The organism is Sphingomonas panacis (assembly GCF_001717955.1).
GTDB lineage: Bacteria > Pseudomonadota > Alphaproteobacteria > Sphingomonadales > Sphingomonadaceae > Sphingomonas > Sphingomonas panacis.
The window spans coordinates 3,133,070-3,151,480 of the sequence record NZ_CP014168.1; the positions used below are offsets into that span (position 1 = coordinate 3,133,070).

16 protein-coding genes are annotated in these 18,411 nt (G+C 66.5%); 3 read left to right on the forward strand and 13 right to left on the reverse strand.

The genetic code is table 11. The features are described from left to right. Positions 1-127 precede the first annotated feature (127 nt). From J0A91_RS14410 to J0A91_RS14420, 3 genes are all read right to left on the reverse strand, one after another. On the reverse strand, positions 128-730 hold the full coding sequence (locus tag J0A91_RS14410; protein ID WP_069205488.1) for a TIGR02466 family protein: 603 nt from the start codon (positions 728-730) through the stop codon (positions 128-130). After that, a complete protein-coding gene (gene pth, locus J0A91_RS14415) occupies positions 727-1,302 on the reverse strand; it encodes an aminoacyl-tRNA hydrolase (protein ID WP_069205489.1) in 576 nt (191 codons plus the stop codon). Before pth ends, J0A91_RS14410 begins: the two co-directional genes overlap by 4 nt. Positions 1,303-1,572: 270 nt before the next feature. Next, entirely contained in the window at positions 1,573-2,220 is a 648-nt protein-coding gene (locus tag J0A91_RS14420; protein WP_069205490.1) for a 50S ribosomal protein L25/general stress protein Ctc, read from the reverse strand. A gap of 180 nt (positions 2,221-2,400) precedes the next feature. Between J0A91_RS14420 and J0A91_RS14425 the strand changes: the two genes are divergently transcribed. Continuing rightward, the gene (locus tag J0A91_RS14425; protein WP_169833146.1) at positions 2,401-2,556 is read left to right on the forward strand and encodes a hypothetical protein; all 156 of its coding nucleotides are present in this window, start codon (positions 2,401-2,403) and stop codon (positions 2,554-2,556) included. 24 nt (positions 2,557-2,580) lie between these two features. On the opposite strand, the gene ppdK is transcribed toward J0A91_RS14425, so the two are convergent. The 3 genes from ppdK to J0A91_RS14440 form a co-directional block, all read right to left on the reverse strand. After that, on the reverse strand, positions 2,581-5,283 hold the full coding sequence (ppdK, locus tag J0A91_RS14430) for a pyruvate, phosphate dikinase (RefSeq protein WP_069207347.1): 2,703 nt from the start codon (positions 5,281-5,283) through the stop codon (positions 2,581-2,583). A gap of 136 nt (positions 5,284-5,419) precedes the next feature. Further along, entirely contained in the window at positions 5,420-7,867 is a 2,448-nt protein-coding gene (gene glyS / locus J0A91_RS14435) for a glycine--tRNA ligase subunit beta (RefSeq protein ID WP_069205491.1), read from the reverse strand. 244 nt (positions 7,868-8,111) lie between these two features. Continuing rightward, on the reverse strand, positions 8,112-8,966 hold the full coding sequence (locus J0A91_RS14440) for a glycine--tRNA ligase subunit alpha (protein ID WP_069205492.1): 855 nt from the start codon (positions 8,964-8,966) through the stop codon (positions 8,112-8,114). A 186-nt stretch (positions 8,967-9,152) separates the two neighbouring features. Between J0A91_RS14440 and J0A91_RS14445 the strand changes: the two genes are divergently transcribed. Continuing rightward, positions 9,153-10,277, forward strand: coding sequence for a TraB/GumN family protein (locus J0A91_RS14445; RefSeq protein ID WP_169833147.1), 1,125 nt, complete (start codon positions 9,153-9,155; stop codon positions 10,275-10,277). A 70-nt stretch (positions 10,278-10,347) separates the two neighbouring features. Further along, on the forward strand, positions 10,348-11,238 hold the full coding sequence (locus J0A91_RS14450) for a TraB/GumN family protein (protein ID WP_069205493.1): 891 nt from the start codon (positions 10,348-10,350) through the stop codon (positions 11,236-11,238). Positions 11,239-11,244: 6 nt separating this feature from the next. On the opposite strand, the gene J0A91_RS14455 is transcribed toward J0A91_RS14450, so the two are convergent. The 7 genes from J0A91_RS14455 to cpaB form a co-directional block, all read right to left on the reverse strand. Next, positions 11,245-11,775, reverse strand: a complete 531-nt coding sequence (locus J0A91_RS14455) for a hypothetical protein (RefSeq protein WP_069205494.1) — start codon at positions 11,773-11,775, stop codon at positions 11,245-11,247. Between the two features lie 90 nt (positions 11,776-11,865). Continuing rightward, positions 11,866-12,864, reverse strand: coding sequence for a type II secretion system F family protein (locus J0A91_RS14460; protein WP_069205495.1), 999 nt, complete (start codon positions 12,862-12,864; stop codon positions 11,866-11,868). 22 nt (positions 12,865-12,886) lie between these two features. Further along, positions 12,887-13,861: a type II secretion system F family protein gene (locus J0A91_RS14465; RefSeq protein ID WP_069205496.1), complete on the reverse strand. Its 975-nt coding sequence runs from the start codon at positions 13,859-13,861 to the stop codon at positions 12,887-12,889. A 35-nt stretch (positions 13,862-13,896) separates the two neighbouring features. Further along, positions 13,897-15,183 (reverse strand): CpaE/TadZ family protein, encoded by a 1,287-nt coding sequence (locus J0A91_RS14470; RefSeq protein ID WP_069205497.1) that lies wholly within the window; start codon positions 15,181-15,183, stop codon positions 13,897-13,899. Next, positions 15,180-15,791: a CpaD family pilus assembly protein gene (locus tag J0A91_RS14475; protein WP_069205498.1), complete on the reverse strand. Its 612-nt coding sequence runs from the start codon at positions 15,789-15,791 to the stop codon at positions 15,180-15,182. Before J0A91_RS14475 ends, J0A91_RS14470 begins: the two co-directional genes overlap by 4 nt. A 22-nt stretch (positions 15,792-15,813) precedes the next feature. Then, on the reverse strand, positions 15,814-17,397 hold the full coding sequence (locus J0A91_RS14480) for a type II and III secretion system protein family protein (protein WP_083224681.1): 1,584 nt from the start codon (positions 17,395-17,397) through the stop codon (positions 15,814-15,816). A 1-nt stretch (position 17,398) separates the two neighbouring features. Continuing rightward, positions 17,399-18,400, reverse strand: coding sequence for a Flp pilus assembly protein CpaB (gene cpaB / locus J0A91_RS14485; protein WP_069205500.1), 1,002 nt, complete (start codon positions 18,398-18,400; stop codon positions 17,399-17,401). Positions 18,401-18,411: the final 11 nt, after the last annotated feature.

The window sequence follows — 18,411 nt, forward strand, 5'->3', positions numbered from 1 at the left end:
TAGCGAGTGCGGCGCAGGATTGCCAGATGGCCGCGTCGTCACCCCAGCGCAAGCTGGGGTCTCCCGCTGTCGGCCGCGCGCGTTCCCCAGTAAGATCCCAGCGTGCGCTGGGATGACGGAGTAGGCGTCAGCTATAGTTGAAGCTGATGCTGATCCGGTCCTGCTTGGCGGTGCCGGCGATCACCTCGTGGCGCAGCCAGCTTTCCCACAGCAGGATCGTCCCCGGTTCCGGCGCGACGTGCGCGAAGGTGCGTTGCGCCTCGGGGGCATCCTCGCGGCGGGTGGGGGCGGCCATCATCAGCGGCAGGCGCGGGTCTTCGAAGCGGATCGCGCCCGCGCCCGGCGGCACCGCGACGTAAAGCGTGCCCGACACCACCGAATGCGGGTGGATGTGCCCCGAATGCATGCCGCCGGGCTTGAGGACGTTGACCCACAGGCTGTCGAGCCGGAGCTTGCGCCCGCCGAGATCGAACGCGCAGCCTTCCGCGAAGGCGGCGACGTGTTTGGCGAGCTTCTTGGCGAGATCGCTGAAGGCGGGGTCGCGCTGCGGCAGGTCGCCCAGCGAGGCATAGCTGGTGTAGCCGCGGTAATTGTGTTGCTTCGACCACGCGCGCCCGGCGCGGTCCTCCTGCGCGAACATCAGGCAGGATTGCTCCAGTTCCTCGAGCATGCGCGGATCGGCGAGGCTGCCCTCATACACCGGAGTCGCGAACAGGGTGCGGATGGTCATTTGCCGTCTCCAAGGCGTAGCGCGACATCGTTCATGAAGCGCACGTCGTCGCCCTTGGCGAGCCACGGCGCTTCGGCTGCGACCGCGCCGAGCATGTCGGAGAGCGGGTCCATCTCGGCCTTGGCGTAATTGCCGAGCACGTAGGGCGAAACCTTGTCCTTGTGCCCGGGATGGCCGATGCCGAGCCGGATGCGGCGGAACGCGTTGCCGATATGCGCCTCGGTCGAGCGCAGGCCGTTATGCCCGGCGGTGCCGCCGCCGACCTTCACCTTGACGCGGAACGGCGCGATATCGAGTTCATCGTGGAAGACGGTGACGTCGCCGGTGTCGAGCTTGTAGAAGCGCATCGCCTCGCCGACGCTGCGGCCGCTTTCGTTCATGAAGGTGGCCGGCTTGAGCAGCAGGATTTTGTCAGGGCCGATGCGGCCTTCCTGAGTCCAGCCCTGGAACGCCTTCTTGACGGGCGAAAAGCCGTGGAGATCGGCGATCGTGTCGATCGCCATGAAGCCGACATTGTGGCGGTTGAGCGCATATTGCGCGCCCGGATTGCCGAGACCGACCCAGATTTGCACTAAAGTCTCCCTCTCCCCTCTGGGGCAGGGCAATCGCATATGGAAATCCAATCGCCGGAAACCGAGTATTCGGAAAGTCCAAATCCCGAAAATCGGCACTTTTCCGCGCAACGCGAAAATTGCGAAAAGCCCGGTTTGCGACACAAAATTTCATATGCGATTGCCCTGCCTCTGGGGAGAGGGCTGGGGAGAGGGGCAGTGCTAGAGCGCAGCGCCCGTTACTGCCCCTCTCCCAACCCTCTCCCCGGAGGGGAGAGGGCTTTCGTTCGATTACTCGGCTTCCGGTGCTGCCTCGGCGGCCTGCGCCTCGGCGACGGCGGCATCAGCCTCCTCGTCGGCGACGGTCGGCACGGTCGGCGGGACGATCGTCGCGATGGTGAAGTCGCGGTCGGTGATCGCCGGCGTCACGCCCTTGGGCAGCGTCACGTTCGAGATGTGGATCGAATCGCCGATCTCGCGGCCAGCCAGCGAGATGGTGATGTCGTCGGGGATCGCGGCCGCGTCGCAGACCAGCTCGATCTCGTGCTGGACGATGTTGAGCACGCCCTTGCCGGTCTTGATGCCGGGGGCCTCGTCCTCATCGGTGAACACGACCGGCACGCTGACGTGAACGGTGGTGTGCGCGCCGATGCGCAGGAAATCGACGTGAACCGGACGATCGGTGACGGCATCGAACGCAACGTCCTTGGGGAGCGTGCGGACGGTCTTGCCGCCGGTTTCGATCATCACCTGGGAATTCATGAAGTGACCCGTCATGAGGAGACGCATCAGCGCCTTTTCCTCGACGTGGATCGCCAGGGGTTCCTGGTTGTTGCCATAGACGACGGCGGGTACGCGGCCTTCACGACGAAGCAAACGGGAGGCTCCCTTGCCAACCTGTTCGCGCGTCTCGGCTGCGAGCGTCAGTTGTTCGCTCATTGCAGATCTCCGAAATACGTTGGTTCAAATCCGCTCAGGCCTCCAGGGATGACCCTGACCGGAAGGCGGCGCGCATAGCGGAAGCGCGTGCGAAGGGCAAGGCGAGATGCGCGCGCGGCCCGGCTGGACACCGCCGCAAGGCTCCCCATATCGGCGGGAGAGCATAAAAGGAGAGTGCCAATGTCCGAGAACAACCAGGCCGAGTGGAAGAAGGAACTCGCCATCCTTCTCGACAAGATCCAGACCTATCCGTCGCAGGATTCGACCGAGACGCGCGAACGTATCCGCGTGCTCAACGCGCTGATCGCCTCGCACGAGCAGAAGGTCGAGGCGTAGCGCCCCGACCTTCGCGCGGAGCGATTACCCCCTGGCGGCGAGCGCGGCCTGTGCCGCCGCCAACCGCGCGATCGGCACGCGATAGGGCGAGGCGCTGACGTAATCGAGCCCGGTCTGTTCGCAGAATGCGATCGAGGCCGGATCGCCGCCATGTTCGCCGCAGATGCCGAGCTTGATGCCGGCGCGAGTCTTGCGGCCGCGTTCGGCGGCGAGTTCGATCAACTGGCCGACACCCTCGACATCGAGGCTGACGAACGGGTCTTTGGCGTAGATGCCTTTCTCGACATAGACGCCGAGGAAACGCGCCGCGTCGTCACGCGACACGCCGAGCGTGGTCTGGGTCAGATCGTTGGTGCCGAACGAGAAGAACTCGCCGACCTCGGCGATCTCGCCCGCCATCAGCGCGGCGCGCGGCAGTTCGATCATCGTGCCGACGAGATATTCGATGGTGCGGCCCTTGTCGGCGAACACCGCCTGCGCGGCCTGATCGACCACGATCTTCATCAGCTCCAGCTCGCGGCGCGTGCCGACGAGCGGGATCATCACCTCGGGGATCGGCGCCGCGCCGGATTTCTCCGCGACTTCGATCGCTGCTTCGAAGATGGCGCGCGCCTGCATCTCGTAGATTTCGGGATAGGTGACGCCGAGCCGGCAACCGCGATGGCCGAGCATCGGGTTGAACTCGTGGAGTTCAGCGGCACGGCGCTTGAGCGTGTCGATATCGACGCCGGCGGCGCTCGCCACCTCGGCGAACTCGGCTTCCTCGTGCGGCAGGAATTCGTGGAGCGGCGGATCGAGCAGTCGGATCGTCACCGGCAGACCGGCCATCACCTCGAACAATTGCACGAAGTCGCTGCGCTGTTCGGGCAGCAGTTTCGCCAGCGCGGCGCGGCGGCCGGCCTCGTCTTCGGCGAGGATCATCTGGCGGACGTTGGTGATCCGTTCCGCATCGAAGAACATATGCTCGGTGCGGCACAGGCCAATGCCCTCGGCGCCGAACTCGCGTGCGGTCTTGGCGTCGAGCGGGGTTTCGGCGTTGGCGCGCACCTTGAGGCGCCGCACTTCGTCTGCCCAGCCCATCAATGTGCCGAAATCGCCCGACAGTTCGGGCTGCACGGTCGGCACCGCGCCCGCCATCACCTCGCCGGTGGTGCCGTCGATCGTGACGATATCGCCCTCGGCGATCTCGCGACCGCCGACTCGCATCACGCGCGCCTTGATGTCGATCGAGATCGAGCCCGCGCCCGACACGCAGGGCCGGCCCATGCCGCGCGCGACCACCGCCGCGTGGCTGGTCATGCCGCCGCGCGCGGTGAGGATGCCCTTGGCGGCGTGCATGCCGTGAATGTCTTCGGGGCTAGTCTCGACTCGGATCAGGATCACGCTGTCGCCCGCCGCTGCGCGCTTCTCGGCGGTGTCGCTGTCGAACACCGCCGCTCCGCTCGCCGCGCCCGGCGAGGCGGGCAGGCCCTTGGTCAGCACGTCGCGCACCGCCTTGGGGTCGAGCGTCGGGTGGAGCAACTGGTCGAGCGCCTGCGGCTCGACTCGCGCGATCGCTTCCTCGCGGGTGATGAGGCCTTCCTCGGCCATTTCGACCGCGATCTTGAGCGCCGCCTTGGCGGTGCGCTTGCCCGAGCGGGTCTGGAGCATCCAGAGCTTGCCCTGCTGCACGGTGAATTCGATGTCCTGCATGTCGCGGTAATGCGTTTCGAGCAGGTCGAACACCTTGGCCAGTTCGGTGAAGGTCTCGGGCATCGCCTCTTCCATGGAGGCGGGCTTGGCGGCCGCCGCATCCTTGGCGGCCTTGGTCAGATATTGCGGGGTGCGAATGCCGGCCACGACGTCCTCGCCCTGCGCGTTGATGAGGAATTCGCCGTAATAGGCGCGGTCGCCCTTGGCGGGGTCACGCGTGAAGGCGACGCCGGTCGCCGAGGTGTCGCCCATGTTGCCGAACACCATCGCCTGGATGTTGACGGCGGTGCCCCAAGCGGCGGGAATGTCGTTGAGGCGGCGATAGACCTTGGCGCGCTCGGACTGCCACGAGCCGAACACCGCGCCGACCGCACCCCAGAGCTGGTCATGCACGTCTTGCGGGAAGGGCTTGCCCCATTGCTGCTCGACGAGCGCCTTATACTCGGCGACGAGTTTGCGCAGATCGTCGGCGGTCAGGTCGGTGTCGAGGAAATAGCCATTGTCTTCCTTGGCGATTTCCAGCGCTTCCTCGAACGCGCCGTGATCGAGTTCGAGCACAACGTCCGAATACATCTGGATGAAACGGCGATAGCTGTCCCACGCGAACCGCGCGTCGCCCGAGGTGGCGGCGAGCCCTTCGACGGTCTGGTCGTTGAGGCCGAGGTTGAGCACGGTATCCATCATGCCCGGCATCGACGCGCGCGCGCCCGAGCGCACCGACACGAGCAGCGGATCGGCCTTGTCGCCGAACATCTTGCCCGTCACGCCCTCGATATGGGCGATGCCGGCGGCGACTTCGTCGCGAAGCGAGTCCGGGAAGCGGCCGCCCTCGTCGTAATAGCGCGTGCACATTTCGGTGCTGATCGTGAAGCCGGGGGGCACGGGCAAGCCGATCGAGGCCATTTCGGCAAGGTTGGCGCCCTTGCCGCCGAGGAGGTTGCGGTCACCCTTGCCGCCATCCGAAACACCGCCGCCGAAGCGATAGACATAGCGCTGATCGGTTGAAATGCCCGTGTCAGCCAGAATCGTCGCCATGTCTTTCTCCAGAATTTCGTTTCGCGCGTTGTGCATCGCAGCACGAAAGAATTCAAGTCAGGTGCGCTAAATTGATCGCACCATGTCTGTTAGCGCTATCCGTCAATTGTCAGAGTTATCCAAGTTACCGCTAAGATCAGCCTTCGATCTTCGAGAAGTCGGCAACGCTGTGGACCGCCGTGCGGACTCGCGCGAGCAGCTTGAGGCGTGCGTCGCGCTTGGCGGGATCGGCATCATTGACGATGACGGTCTCGAAAAACGCGTCGATCGGCGCGCGCAGCGTGGCGAGCGCCGCCATCGCTGCCTCGAAATCCTCATGCGCGACGGCATCGGCGGCGGCCGGCTCGGCCGCGTCGAGCGCGGCGAGGAGGGCGGCCTCGGCGGGTTCGGGCGCATATCTCGCTTCGTCTCCCCTCCCTGGAAGGGAGGGGGCGGGGGTGGGTTCGCCTTGGGAACGCGCGTCGGTCGCCTCGGGGCGACCCACCCCCAGCCCCTCCCTTCCAGGGAGGGGAGCAGGTTGCGCGAACCCCTCCTTCTTCAGAATATTCGCCGCCCGCTTGTACCCGGCGAGCAGATTTGCCCCATCCTCGGTGTCGACGAACGCCTGCAACGCATGGACGCGTGCAAGCAGCCGGACGAGATCGTCCTCCCCGCCGAGCGCGAACACCGCGTCGATCAGGTCGTGACGGACGCCGGCTTCGCGTTGCTGGACTTTGAGGCGGTCGGCGAAGAAGGTAACTGCCTCAAACCCAATATCTCGTGAGCGTTTGAATCTAATTTCAAACGCCTCAGAATATTTAGCGTCAGCCTGCGTCCGAAGTTGGCCGAACATATCAATCGCGACGTCAGAACCTGTGCGGACGAATCTGATTAATTGTGTAAATGCGTCAGCAGCCGCAGTGTTCGGCTCTGGTAGACTGTCGAAGGGCGAGCGCCAGGCAGCGTGAGCAATGATCGGCATCAGCTCCATCCGCAGGTTATTGGCTTGCAAGAGCCGGATAGCTGCCAAAGCAGCACGGCGTAGCGCGAAGGGATCTTTAGAACCGGTCGGTTTCTCATCGATCGCGAAAAAGCAGGCAATCGTATCCAGCTTATCCGCCAGCGATACCGCCACCGTCACCGGATCGGTCGGCACGTCGTCGCCCTGGCCGACCGGCTTGTAGTGATCGCGGATCGCCGCCGCGACGCGCGGATCTTCGCCTTGCGCGGCGGCGTAATAGCCGCCCATCAGGCCCTGCAATTCGGGGAACTCGCCGACCATGCCGGTGACGAGATCGGCCTTCGCCAGCCGTGCGGCGCGCTCGGCGAGATCGGCCAGATTTCCCTCTCCCCTTGTGGGAGAGGGAGGGAGCGACGCAGTCGCGGAAGGGTGAGGGGGCGTGAGGCTCGGAACGTCCCCCTCACCCTTCCCACTCGCTGAAGCGAGCGGGCCCCTTCCCTCTCCCACAGGGGGAGAGGGAGATTTGACGATGCCCTCTTCCACCAGCCAGCGCGCCAATTTCGCGACGCGCTCGACCTTGTCGGCGACGGTGCCGAGCTTTTCGTGGAACACGATCCGGTCGAGCTTCGCCGCCTGTTCGGCGAGCGGCACCTTCAAATCGGTCTCGTAGAAGAACTTCGCGTCGCTGAGCCGCGCCGCGAGCACCTTCTGGTTGCCCTCGACGATCTTCGCGCCGCCGTCGACCGCGTCGATATTGGCGGTGCAGACGAATGCGTTGGCGAGGCTCCCGCTGGCGTCGCGGCACACGAAATATTTCTGGTTCACCCGCGCGGTGAGCTGGATCACCTCGGGCGGAACGCTGAGGAACGCTTCGTCGAAGCGCCCGAGCAGCGGCACCGGCCATTCGGTGAGCCCGGCGTTCTCGGCCAGCAGGCCCTCGTCGCGGACCAGCTCAAGGTTGGCCTTGCGCGCCGCCATCGTCGCGCCGAGCGCGATGATCTGGCGGCGCTCGTCCTGATCGACGACGACGTGGCAGGCGCGCAGTTTCTCGACATAGTCGCTCGCCGAGCCGATCGTGATGACGCCGGGATGGTGGGAGCGATGCCCGACCGTCGCCGCGCCCGCGACGACGCCGGCGATCTCGCATGGCACGACATCCTCGCCGAACAAGGCGACGATGCCTTGCAGCGGGCGCACCCAGCGCAGCGATTCCATCGTCAACGACGCCTCGCCCCAGCGCATCGACTTGGGCCAGGGGAAGGCGCGGATCACGGCGGGGATCGCTTCGGCGAGCACGTCGGCGGTGGCGCGGCCGGGTTTGTCGATCACCGCGAAGAACACGCCGTCCCGCTCGACGAGCTGCTCGCGCGTCAGCCCGGTCTTGCGCAGGAAGCCGTCGAGCGCCTGCGGCGGCGCGCTGTTCTTCGGCCCCTTGGTTTCTTCCGAAACCGCGGCGGTCGCCTGCGGCAGATCGCGCGCGATCAGCGCGAGCCGGCGCGGCGTCGCGAAGGTGACGATCACGTCGGTGTGGAGGCCGGATTTCGCCAGCTCGGCCGCGAACAGCCGCGCGAGATCGTCGCGCGCCTTGTCCTGCATGCGCGCGGGGATTTCCTCCGAGCGGAGTTCGAGGAGGAAGTCGGTCATGATGCTCTCCGTTCCCCCGCGAAGGCGGGGGTCCAGCCTCGGCGCGCAGCGCCGATCGCGCTGGCGCACGAGATGTTGGTTGGGGTCTGGACCCCCGCCTTCGCGGGGGAACAGCGGTTTACGTAAACGGGGTGGCTCGAAACCGTCTCCCCGGCGCAGGCCGGGGCCGCTGCGTTACTGAACGAACCGGGTGCCCCATACACAGCGGCCCCGGCCTGCGCCGGAGCGACGGTTTTGAGGGTCATCACGCGGCCCACCCGTTCTTCTCCATCCACGACGCACACGCGCCCTTCGCGAGATCGCGCACGCGGCCCATATACGCCTGCCGTTCCGCCACCGAGATCACCCCGCGCGCTTGCAGCAGGTTGAAGACGTGGCTCGCCTTGATCGCCTGTTCGTAGGCGGGGATCGGCAGCTTCGCCTCCAGACAGCTTTCGCATTCGGCGGTGGCCTTGCGGAACAGGTCGAACAGCCGCTCGGTATCGGCGACCTCGAAGTTCCACGTGCTCATCTGGCGCTCGTTCTCCAGGAACACGTCGCCATAGGTCATCTGCGGTTGGTTGCCCTCGGCATCGTTGAAGGCGAGATCGTACACGCTGTCCTTGTTCTGGAGGTACAGCGCGAGCCGCTCCAGCCCATAGGTCAGTTCGCCCGCGACGGGCTTGCAGTCATAGCCGCCCATCTGCTGGAAATAGGTGAACTGCGTGACCTCCATGCCATCGCACCACACTTCCCAGCCAAGCCCCCATGCGCCGAGCGTCGGGCTTTCCCAATCGTCCTCGACGAAGCGGATGTCGTGGCGGGTGAAATCGATGCCGATCGCGGCGAGGCTGCCGAGGTACAGCTCCTGCAAGTCGGGCGGGCTCGGCTTCAGGATCACCTGATATTGGTAATAATGCTGGAGCCGGTTGGGGTTCTCGCCATAGCGGCCGTCGGTGGGGCGGCGGCACGGCTGGACGAACGCGGCGTTCCACGGGTTCGGGCCGAGCGCGCGCAGCGTCGTCGCCGGGTGGAAGGTGCCGGCGCCCATCTCCATGTCATACGGTTGCAGGATCAGGCAGCCATGCGCGCTCCAGTAATCGTGAAGCGTCAGGATCATGCGCTGGAAGCTCAGCGGCCCGCCGGGAGCGGGGCGGGCGGGAGCGGAGAGGTGGCTTGCGGCCAAGAACTGTATCCTCGCGGGTGTCTAATGGCACCGGGCTTTGGCGTATGGCCGAAACAGGGTCAACCGTCCGCGCCGCGCCCGATTGACGGCGCGGCGGGTTTGCGCTTCATCGGCGCCATCATGGCGCGCATTGGTCTCGCTTTGCCGCGAGCGGGCGGGTCTGGGGTACGTGGTGCCCTGACGGCCGTGCTGTCGCTGTGCTGGGCGACCGCCCCGGCGTCGGCGCAACGCATCGCCTATGCCGGCGTTCCGGCCAGCCAGACGCTTACGCTTTCCGGCCAGCCGGTCGTGGCCGGCCCACGGATCGTCTACGCGGCACTTCCGCTCGACGATCAGACCGCGCCGCCGGCAGCGCCGCTCGACGACGACGCGATCTCGCCCGAGGAAGCGGCGCGCAGTGCGGACGCGCTGCTGCTGTCGCAGCTTTCCCAGAATTATCGTCCGCATCCGGCGATCTGGCGGATCGGCGACCGCGACACGGCGATCTATCTGTTCGGCACGGTGCATGTGCTGCCTCCCGGCTTCGCGTGGCGCGACGCCGCGATCGACGCGATCGTCGCCAGGGCCGACACGCTGATCGTCGAGGCGATTGATGCTGATGCCGTGCCAGACTTTGCCACCGCGCATGATGGCGACACGCCGCTGCCGCCGCTCGCCGCGCGCGTCTCGCCCGATCACCGCGCCGCGCTGGGGCGTTTCACCGACACGCTGCCGCCCGAAGCGGCTGGCATCATGGATGAAATGCCGACCTGGATCGCCGCGATCGCGGTCGGCTTCGTGCGCGACACGCAGGCGGGCGAACTGCCCGGTCCCGGCGCCGACGACTGGATCGAGGCGCAATTCCGCAGCCGCCACAAACCGGTCATCGCGATCGAGGATGCCGCAAAGGTGATGGCGCAGGTGAGCGCGGTGCCCGAGGCCGAGCAGCGCCGGTCGCTCGACAAGGCGCTCGATACGCCAGCGCCGACTCGTGCCGAACGCCGCGGGCCGACTCACGCCTGGGCACAGGGCGACCTCGGCGCCGGCTCGGCGCTGACACGCGAGATGATGGCGACGAGCGGTGGCGATGCGCTGGGTGGCGCGCTGCTCGCGCACCGCAACCGGGCCTGGGCGGACGCGCTGGTGCGACGGCTGAAAATGCCCGGCACCGCCTTGTTCGCGGCCGGGGCAGGGCATTTCATCGGCCCCGATTCGGTGCTGGCGCTGCTGCGCAAGCGCGGCGTGCGGGTGACGCGCGTGCAATAGCCAGACTTTGGGCTGGCGGGACGCTGCGGATTCTATAATCGGCGCCGTTCGGCTTTGTGGGATGTGAACGATGCGCTTCTTGAAGACCTTGCTGGCGGCAAGCCTGATCGTGGCCACGCCCGCCTGCGCGCAGCCCGCGCCGGGCGCGGTCAAGGATGTCGATCCCGCGCTGTGGGTGGCCAAGGACAAGGACACCACGATCTACCTGTTCGGGACGATCCATGCGCTCAAGCCCGGTCTCGGCTGGTTCGACGAGGCCGTGCGGAAGGCGTTCGACGCGAGCGACAGCCTCGTCCTCGAAATCCCGATGCCCTCGCGCGAGGAGGCGCAGAAGGTGATTCTGCCGCTCGCGATCGATCCTACCGGGCCGACGCTGACCGAGAAAATTCCCGCCGCCAAGCGGCCTGCCTATCTCGCCGGTCTCGCCAAGCTCGGCGTACAGCCGAGCGCCTTCGACCGGTTCGAGCCGTGGTTCGCCGGCGCGACGGTCGGCCAGATCGAATTGCAGAAGAGCGGCTTCGGCCGCGAAGACGGTGTCGAGAAGCAGCTCGACGCGGCGGCCAAGGCGGCGGGCAAGCCGGTTACCGGGCTGGAGACGCTCGGCCAGCAACTCGGCTATTTTCACGATCTGCCGCAGGACGCGCAGGTCTCGTTCCTGCTCTCCGGCATCGAGGATATCGATACGTTCCCGGCCGAGATCAACAAGATGGTTGATCTGTGGGGCAAGGGCGATGCCGACGGGCTCGGCAGGATGATGAACGAGGATCTCACCAAGCAGCCGGTGCTGCGCCAGGTGCTGCTGTATGATCGCAACGCGCGCTGGGCGGACTGGATCGCCAAGCGGATGGATCAACCCGGCACGGTGTTCATCGCGGTCGGGGCGGGGCACCTCGCCGGCGCGGGCAGCGTCCAGGCGCTGCTCGCCAAGAAGCACATCACCGTGACGCGAATCCGCTACTGAACGGGATCACGCCTCGCCGGCGGCGCGCAAAGCCGCCGCCTGTTGTCGCCACTGCCGGCCGGTGATGTATCCCGCCGGCAGCGCGAGGCGCAGTTCCAGCGCCATCTCGTCCTGATCGGACAGTTTCTCGATGTCCTCGAAGCGGGTGATGCCGAGCGCCGACAGCCGCTGGTCGATCGAGCCGTCGATGCCGTCGATCCGGGTCAGCACGTCGGGCGGACCAGGGCGCGCGCGATCGCCCGGCTCTTCCGGGTCGGGCGGCGGCGCGGCCTCGGCCTTGAAGGCGGCGATCCGCGCTTCGGCTTCGCCCAGCCGCTCGGCGATCGTCTGGTGAGACGCCTCCAGCGCGGCGGCATGGCGCGTCAGCGTGTTGAGCCGGTTCTGCGCTTGCGTGCGGAACGCCGCGAACTCGCGGTTGAGGCGGCGCATCACCTTGTCGTGATGGACCGTCGTCGGATTGGTGGCAAACCCAAGCAACCAGCCGCCGATCGCCAACGCACACAGCACCAGCAGTTGCAGCGGGGAATCGAACAGCATCGCGGCACCGGCCCTCCATCGACGAGTCCGCATTCCTGACGCGCACGCCTGCGGCCAGCAAGCCCAGGTTGTGCGCCGATTCGGGACAGGTCAGTGGTTTCCGTGGATGAACGAGTCCGAAATGGAACAGGCCGCCGGCCCGAGAATCACGATGAACAGGGTCGGCAAAATGAACAAGATCAACGGGATCGTCATGATCGCGGGGAGGCGCGCGGCCTTCTCCTCGGCGCGCATCATGCGTTCGTTGCGAAACTCCGCCGACAACACGCGCAGCGCCGACGCCAGCGGCGTGCCGTATTTTTCGGTCTGAATCATCGTGGTGACCACGCCTTTGAGCGCATCGAGCTTCACCCGCGCCGCGAGATTCTCGAACGCCTGCCGGCGTTCCGCCAGAAAGCTCAGTTCGATCGCGGCGAGCGTGAATTCGTCGCCCAGTTCGGGATAGGCCTTGCCGAGTTCACGCGCGACGCGGCCGAACGCCGCGTCAACGGTCAGTCCCGCTTCGGCACAGATCACCAACAGGTCGAGCGCGTCGGGCAAGCCCTTGCGGATCGCGTCCGAACGTTTCGTCACCTTGTTGTCGAGGTAAAGGTCGGGCGCCTTGTACGACAGGATGAAGCTGGCGGCGACGATGCCATACGCCTTGAGCGGCGACCATGTTGCGAACATGTCCGTGCCATAGACGAAGTACAGGCTCAGGCCGCCAAACACGATCGGCAGCACCAGCCGCCCGAAGATGACCGCGACGGCATATTCCTTGGATCGGATGCCGGCCTGAAGCAGCTTGGTCTGCGCCGCCCTGACCTGGCTGTCCTGAAGCATCTTGAACGCGGAGAGGAACGCCTTGATGCGGTCGGTCGTCTCGTTCCGGGTGACGAGCTTGGCGCGGCGCTTGGTCGAGGCGGTGATCCCCGCCTTCAACTGTTCGCGGCGATCGTTGAGCGCCCTGACTCGCTTGGTCATCGGGTCGCGAACGGTCATGGCCGCATAGACAGCGAGCAGGACGGCACACGCCGCCACGCCCGCGAGCAAGGTCGCGACCGCGAAGACGTCGATCCCGAGGATCTTTGGTCCGGCTGCTGGTGCCATGATATGCCGCTCGTACCTCTGGTTAGATTTCGAAACTGACCATCTTGGCCATGATGAACACGCCGATCCCCATCCACACCAGCCCGCCAACCCCGGCGATGATCAGCCGCGGATCGACAAAGAAGTTCTGCATGTAGCTGGGGTTGATCATCCAGATCATACTGAACACGATGAACGGCAATGCCCCGACGATGTACGCCGATGCCTTGGATTCGGACGACATCGCCTTGATCTTGAGCTTCATCTGGAAGCGCGTGCGCAGCACCGTGGCGAGGTTGGCGAGCGTTTCGGCGAGGTTGCCTCCGGTCTCGCGCTGGATCGCGATGCTGATGACGAAGAACTGGAATTCGGGCGTGCCGAGCCGGTCGGCGGTCTCCTGCAACGCTGCGTCGAGCGTGCGGCCGATCCGCATCCTGTCGGTGATCGCGCGGAACTCGACCCCGATCGGTCCGTCGATCTCTTGCCCCACGACGCCGATCGTCTCGGTGATCGGCAGGCCGGAGCGCAGGCCGCGCACGAGCAGTTCAATGGCGTCGGGGAATTTGGCGGTGAATTTGGCGACGCGCCGCTTGATGTGAAAGCCCACCGTCATGTGCGGAATGCCAGCGCCAACCGCGACGCCGAGCAGCAGCGACAAGGCGACCGGCAGGTTGAGGAGGATCAGCATCGCCGCCACGACCGCCGCGCAGCCGACCGTGGCCGCGCCGTATTGGCCCATCGTCCAGCTCTTGCCGGTCATCGCCAGCCGTTTCTTGAGCGCATCGGGGCGCGGCAGATAGCGCATCGCCGCCGCGTCCATCCTGGTGCCGCGCGTGGCGGCGATGCGGCGCGCCTGCACGGCGGAGAACGGGTCTGCGCTCTCGCCATGCCGTTCGCGCACCGATGCGAGCCGGCGCGTGCGCGCGCGTTCGGGCGAGGGGCCGGTGAACGCGAACGCCAGCAGCACCAGCACGCCGAGCGCACCGACGCCAACGGCAAGGATCGGCATCATGTCCATCGCGGCTTCAATCGCTCCCGTCGCTCAGGCCAAGCTTATTTCGTCTTCGCGGCGCGTTTCGGCATCATCGCCTTGAGATCGCCGATCTTCCCGAGCAGCGACGCCGCGCCGGCCCTCTTCTTGCGGCCCGGCCCGCCGCTTTCGGTGTCGCCGATCGCGAGGATCTGAGTCGCGACGTCGACCAGCGGCGCGGTCGTCTTCGAAGTCTTGCCGACCTCGGCCAGCGTCTTGCCGAGCTTGGCGGCCTGCGCGGCGAGCTTCTGGTCGAACGGCACGAAATAGTCGATCTTGCGCTCGATCGAGCCTTCGAAATCCTTGCGGCTGATCTCGAGCTGCGCTGCCGGCAGAACGCGGTTGGCGACCACGATCACCTGCGTCAGCGGCGCGTTCGATTTGAGCCAGGAGAGGATGCGGATCGTATCGCGCGCTGCCGCCAGCGTCAGCTCGGTGACGATCACCGCGACCTGGACTTCGGCGACGAGGTGCGGGTGCTGGACCAGCATCGCGCGCGGCAGATCGATGATCGTGCATTCGAAGGCGTGCCGCATCTCCTCCTGCAATTGGTGGAAGGCGGCGCCATCGCTCATGATCGGCGCGTTGATCGGTGCTTCGGCCGACAGCACCGAAAGCGTGTCGCTGGCCCTGACCATCGCGCGTTCGATGAACAACCCGTCGATGCGGCTGGGGTTTTCGATCGCGTCGGTAAGTCCCCGGCCGGGTTCGAGATCGAGCGCGAGCGCACCGGTGCCGAAATGCACGTCGAGATCGAGGATCGCGGTGTTGCGCGGCCCGCGCTCGCTGATCAGCCACGCGATCGAGGTCGCCAGCGTGGACGCGCCGACCCCGCCACGCGCGCCGATGAAGGCGGTCGCGCAATGCGGGCGGGTGCCGGTGTCCTCGATCACCTTGGGCGCGTTGAAGATCGCCTGCGCGTGCGTGAGCGCATCGCGCAACGACGCGGGGTTAAGCGGTTTGAGCAGATAATCCTGGATGCCGCTGACGACGAGATCGCGGTACAGCCGCACGTCGTTGACTTGGCCGGTCGCGATGACGACGGTGCCGGGTTCGCACACTTCGGCGAGCGCATTGATATCGTTGAGCGGATCGCCGCTCTCCGACAGATCGATCAGCAAGATCTGCGGGCTGGCCGCGACCGACAGCGACTGGACCGCATTGCGCAAGCCCCCCGTGGAGACCTTCTCCTGCGCCCAGCCCATGTCGGAGGCGACGCCCCGGATCGTCTCGGCCGTGGCATCGTCGCAGACATAGGCGACGAACGGTTCGCGAAGCCCGATCTTGCCGGGATTGAAGGGCGCGTTCATTTCTTCACCTCCTTCAGCCCACCCGCGCCGGTGGGCACGGCCTTGCGGAAGCTGTCGATCGCCTTGGTCGCGGAGGCGGTGTCGGTCGCCGCGCCGGCGCTCTGCCCGTGCACAAGGTCCATCGGATTGGCGACCATCGCGGCGAGATTGCTGTTGATCGCGCAGCCCTGGTTTGATCCGGTATGGTTCTCGAAATCGGGCTGGCTCACGCGGCTGAAATCAGGGCAGCCCGGCACGGTCGCCTTCGTCCGGCTGATGACGACGCGGACCATGCCCGGAGTCACCGGCGCATCGGTGACGGGCGCATCGTCCGCGACGAGCAGCCCATAGCGCGCGACCTGCGCGGCGATCTGCTCGTGCGCGCGGGTCGCGTAGCTGCCGGGATCATCGACCGCGACGTGATCGCCATAGCCGAGCCGCATCGACGTCATCCACCCGGCGAGCCGCTGCGCCTCCCCGGGGGCGAGCGCGGTGCCGCTGGTGGCAACGTCGAACACATAATCGGTGCGCGCCACGACCGGCTGATGCACCGATTCGAGGCTTCGGTTCTGTGTGCCGGTGCAGCCGCCGATGGCGAGCGCCGCGATCAGGATCAGATGTTTCCGCATGGATTTTGCCCCTTGCACAGCGTCAATTGTCGAAGCCGGGCGCAGCGGCACCGGGCTTCTGGAATTTCGGAGCGGTCGCGGCCACCGCCCGTTCACCCGGCGGTGGCGCGGCAGGCGTGGTAGGTGCGCCCGGCGATGGCACGGGCGTCGCGGCGCCGAGCACCGGCTGCGCGGTGACGGGTGCCGCCAGCCGCGGCTTGGGCCGCTGCGCGCCGGTGGTGCCGCCGCCGAGCTGCCCGAACAGGATCTGGTCGAGATCGGTCGGCGCCTTGTAGCCGTCGGTCGGCAGAACGATCTGGTTCGCGTCGACCGGCTTCACCAGATACGGCGTGATGACGATCACCAGTTCGGATTCATTACGCTTGAACGCGTTCGAGCGGAACAATGCGCCGAGCACCGGCATGTCACCGACGCCCGGAGCCTTGCTGATCGCATTGTTGTGATCGTTGCGAAGCAGCCCTGCGATCATGAAGCTCTGGCCCGAGCCGAGTTCGACCGTCGTCTCGGCGCGCCGCGTGCTCAGCGCCGGGATCGTCGTGCCGCTGATCGTCACCGCGCCGTCGGAGGTCAATTGCGACACCTCGGGGCGCACGCGCAGCGAAATCCGGCCATCGGCGAGCACGGTCGGCGTATAGGCGAGGCTGACGCCATATTGCTTGTACTCGACCGATACCGCGCCAAGCCCCTGGCTCACCGGGATCGGGATCTCGCCGCCGGCCAGGAACGTGCCGGTCTCGCCGGACAAGGCGGTGAGGTTCGGATTGGCGAGCGTCGTCACCTGGCCGTCCTGCTCGCCGAGATCGAGCGAGGAGAGCAAATTCACCCCGAACAGCTTGCCGGCCGCGCCGATCGTCGTGCCATTGGCAATGGTATTGAGCAGGCTGGTTCCGGTGCTTGCGCTCGTGCCGCCGGTGAAGAGCCCGCCGTAGGGCGCATATTGAGTCGCCTGCCGGCCTTGGCCGACGCCGAACTGAAAACCGCCGGCCTTGTCGTAGCTGCTGAGATTGACGCCGATATTCTTGACGAAGCTGCGGCTCACCTCGGCGAAGCGCACCTGCAGGTTCACCTGAAGCGGCGTCGCGCTCTTCAGCCGCGACAGCACCTTGGTGGAATCGCCGACGAACGACTGGACCAGCCGCTCGGCTTCCGCGCCGTCGCCGGGACTGGCGATGGTGCCGGTGAGCAGCACGAGTCCGTTCATCGTCGTCGCGGTGATGTGCGATTCCGGCATCGCCATGTTGAGCATCTGCTGGACCGTGTCGAAATTGTTGCCGACGCGGACGGTCGCCGAATAGACTACCGCGCCCCCGGCCGCCGTCGCCGACACCGTCGTCTCGCCCTGGCCCTTGCCGAACACGTAGAGCTGCGTCGGCGAGCGGACCTGCACATCGGCGATGGCGTCGCTGGCGACGAACACGTCCGTGATCGGACGGGAGAGGTTGATGAGACGACCGCGCCCGGTGCTCACCTGCAAGAGCGTGCTGGCGGGCGCGACGGCGGGCGCGCCGCGCCGGGGCGTCGGGTGTTTGAGCGGAGCGGCGTTCGCCCCCCCTGCGACAAGCGCGACGGCCAGCGGCCAGCCGATCGACTTTGAGACAGCGCGCATCCTACTTCTTCCCCCCAACCGCGACATCGGTCACGGCATTGCCACGCGCGACCCGCACGACCGGCCCCTTGGGGACAGGCGTTGCGCCGCCCGGCGTATTCGTTTCGACCGGCTTGCCCGGCACGGTGCGGCGCTGGAAGCGCGACACGTCGGCGCCGGTTTCGTACGAGATGCTACCGGCGCTCGGCTGCGCGGCGACCTTGACCATCATCGCCTTTTCGGCCTTCGGATCACTGCCGTCGGGCACGTTCACCGCGCCGCTGGCGATCGCCTGTTCGAGTTCGGACTGGTTATCGGCGAGGCTGCGCAGCGACAGCGACAATTGCCCGAGCGTCTGCACGACGGCGATCTGTTCGGCGAGCTTGGGTGTCGCCTCGAGCGTCACCATCGAGAAGGTGCGGACCTGAGTCTTGCCGTTCTCGTCGAGCGTATTGTCGGTGCGCTGATCGGTGGCGAGGACGCGCAGGTTGCGCATCACCGTCTCGGCGACCTTGAGCGGCGGGCCGTCGCCGCCGCCGACGACGTTCTGCGTCAGCACCAGATCGATCCGGTCGCCGGGAAACACGAAACCGGCGACGCTGCTCTGCTGCGAGACGGGGACCGTCACCGCGCGCATGCCCGGCCCGAGCGCGGCGGCGAGAAAACCCCGATCGCCCGGCTTGACCAGCGCGCCCTGCGTGATCGGCTGCCCGGCGGTGATCGGATTGCGCACGACGGTGCCTTGCAGCGTCTTGATGTCGAAATTGCCCTGGTGGATGAAATAGGCGTTCTCCACCAGTTCCTTGGGCCACGGCTGGTACTTCACCGCCGTCGCGTCGAGGATCGTGCCGATCGGCAACGCACGCGTCGCCACCAGCACTTCGGGGCCGTTGACCGGCGCCGCAGCCGCAATTGCCGCCGCCTGGGGCGCGGGCGTGCCCACGATCAGGCTGCGCGCCAGGAACGCGGTGATGGCGGCAACCATCAGCGCGCTCACCAGCAATATGATTTTGCGACTGTCCATCTCAGGCCTTT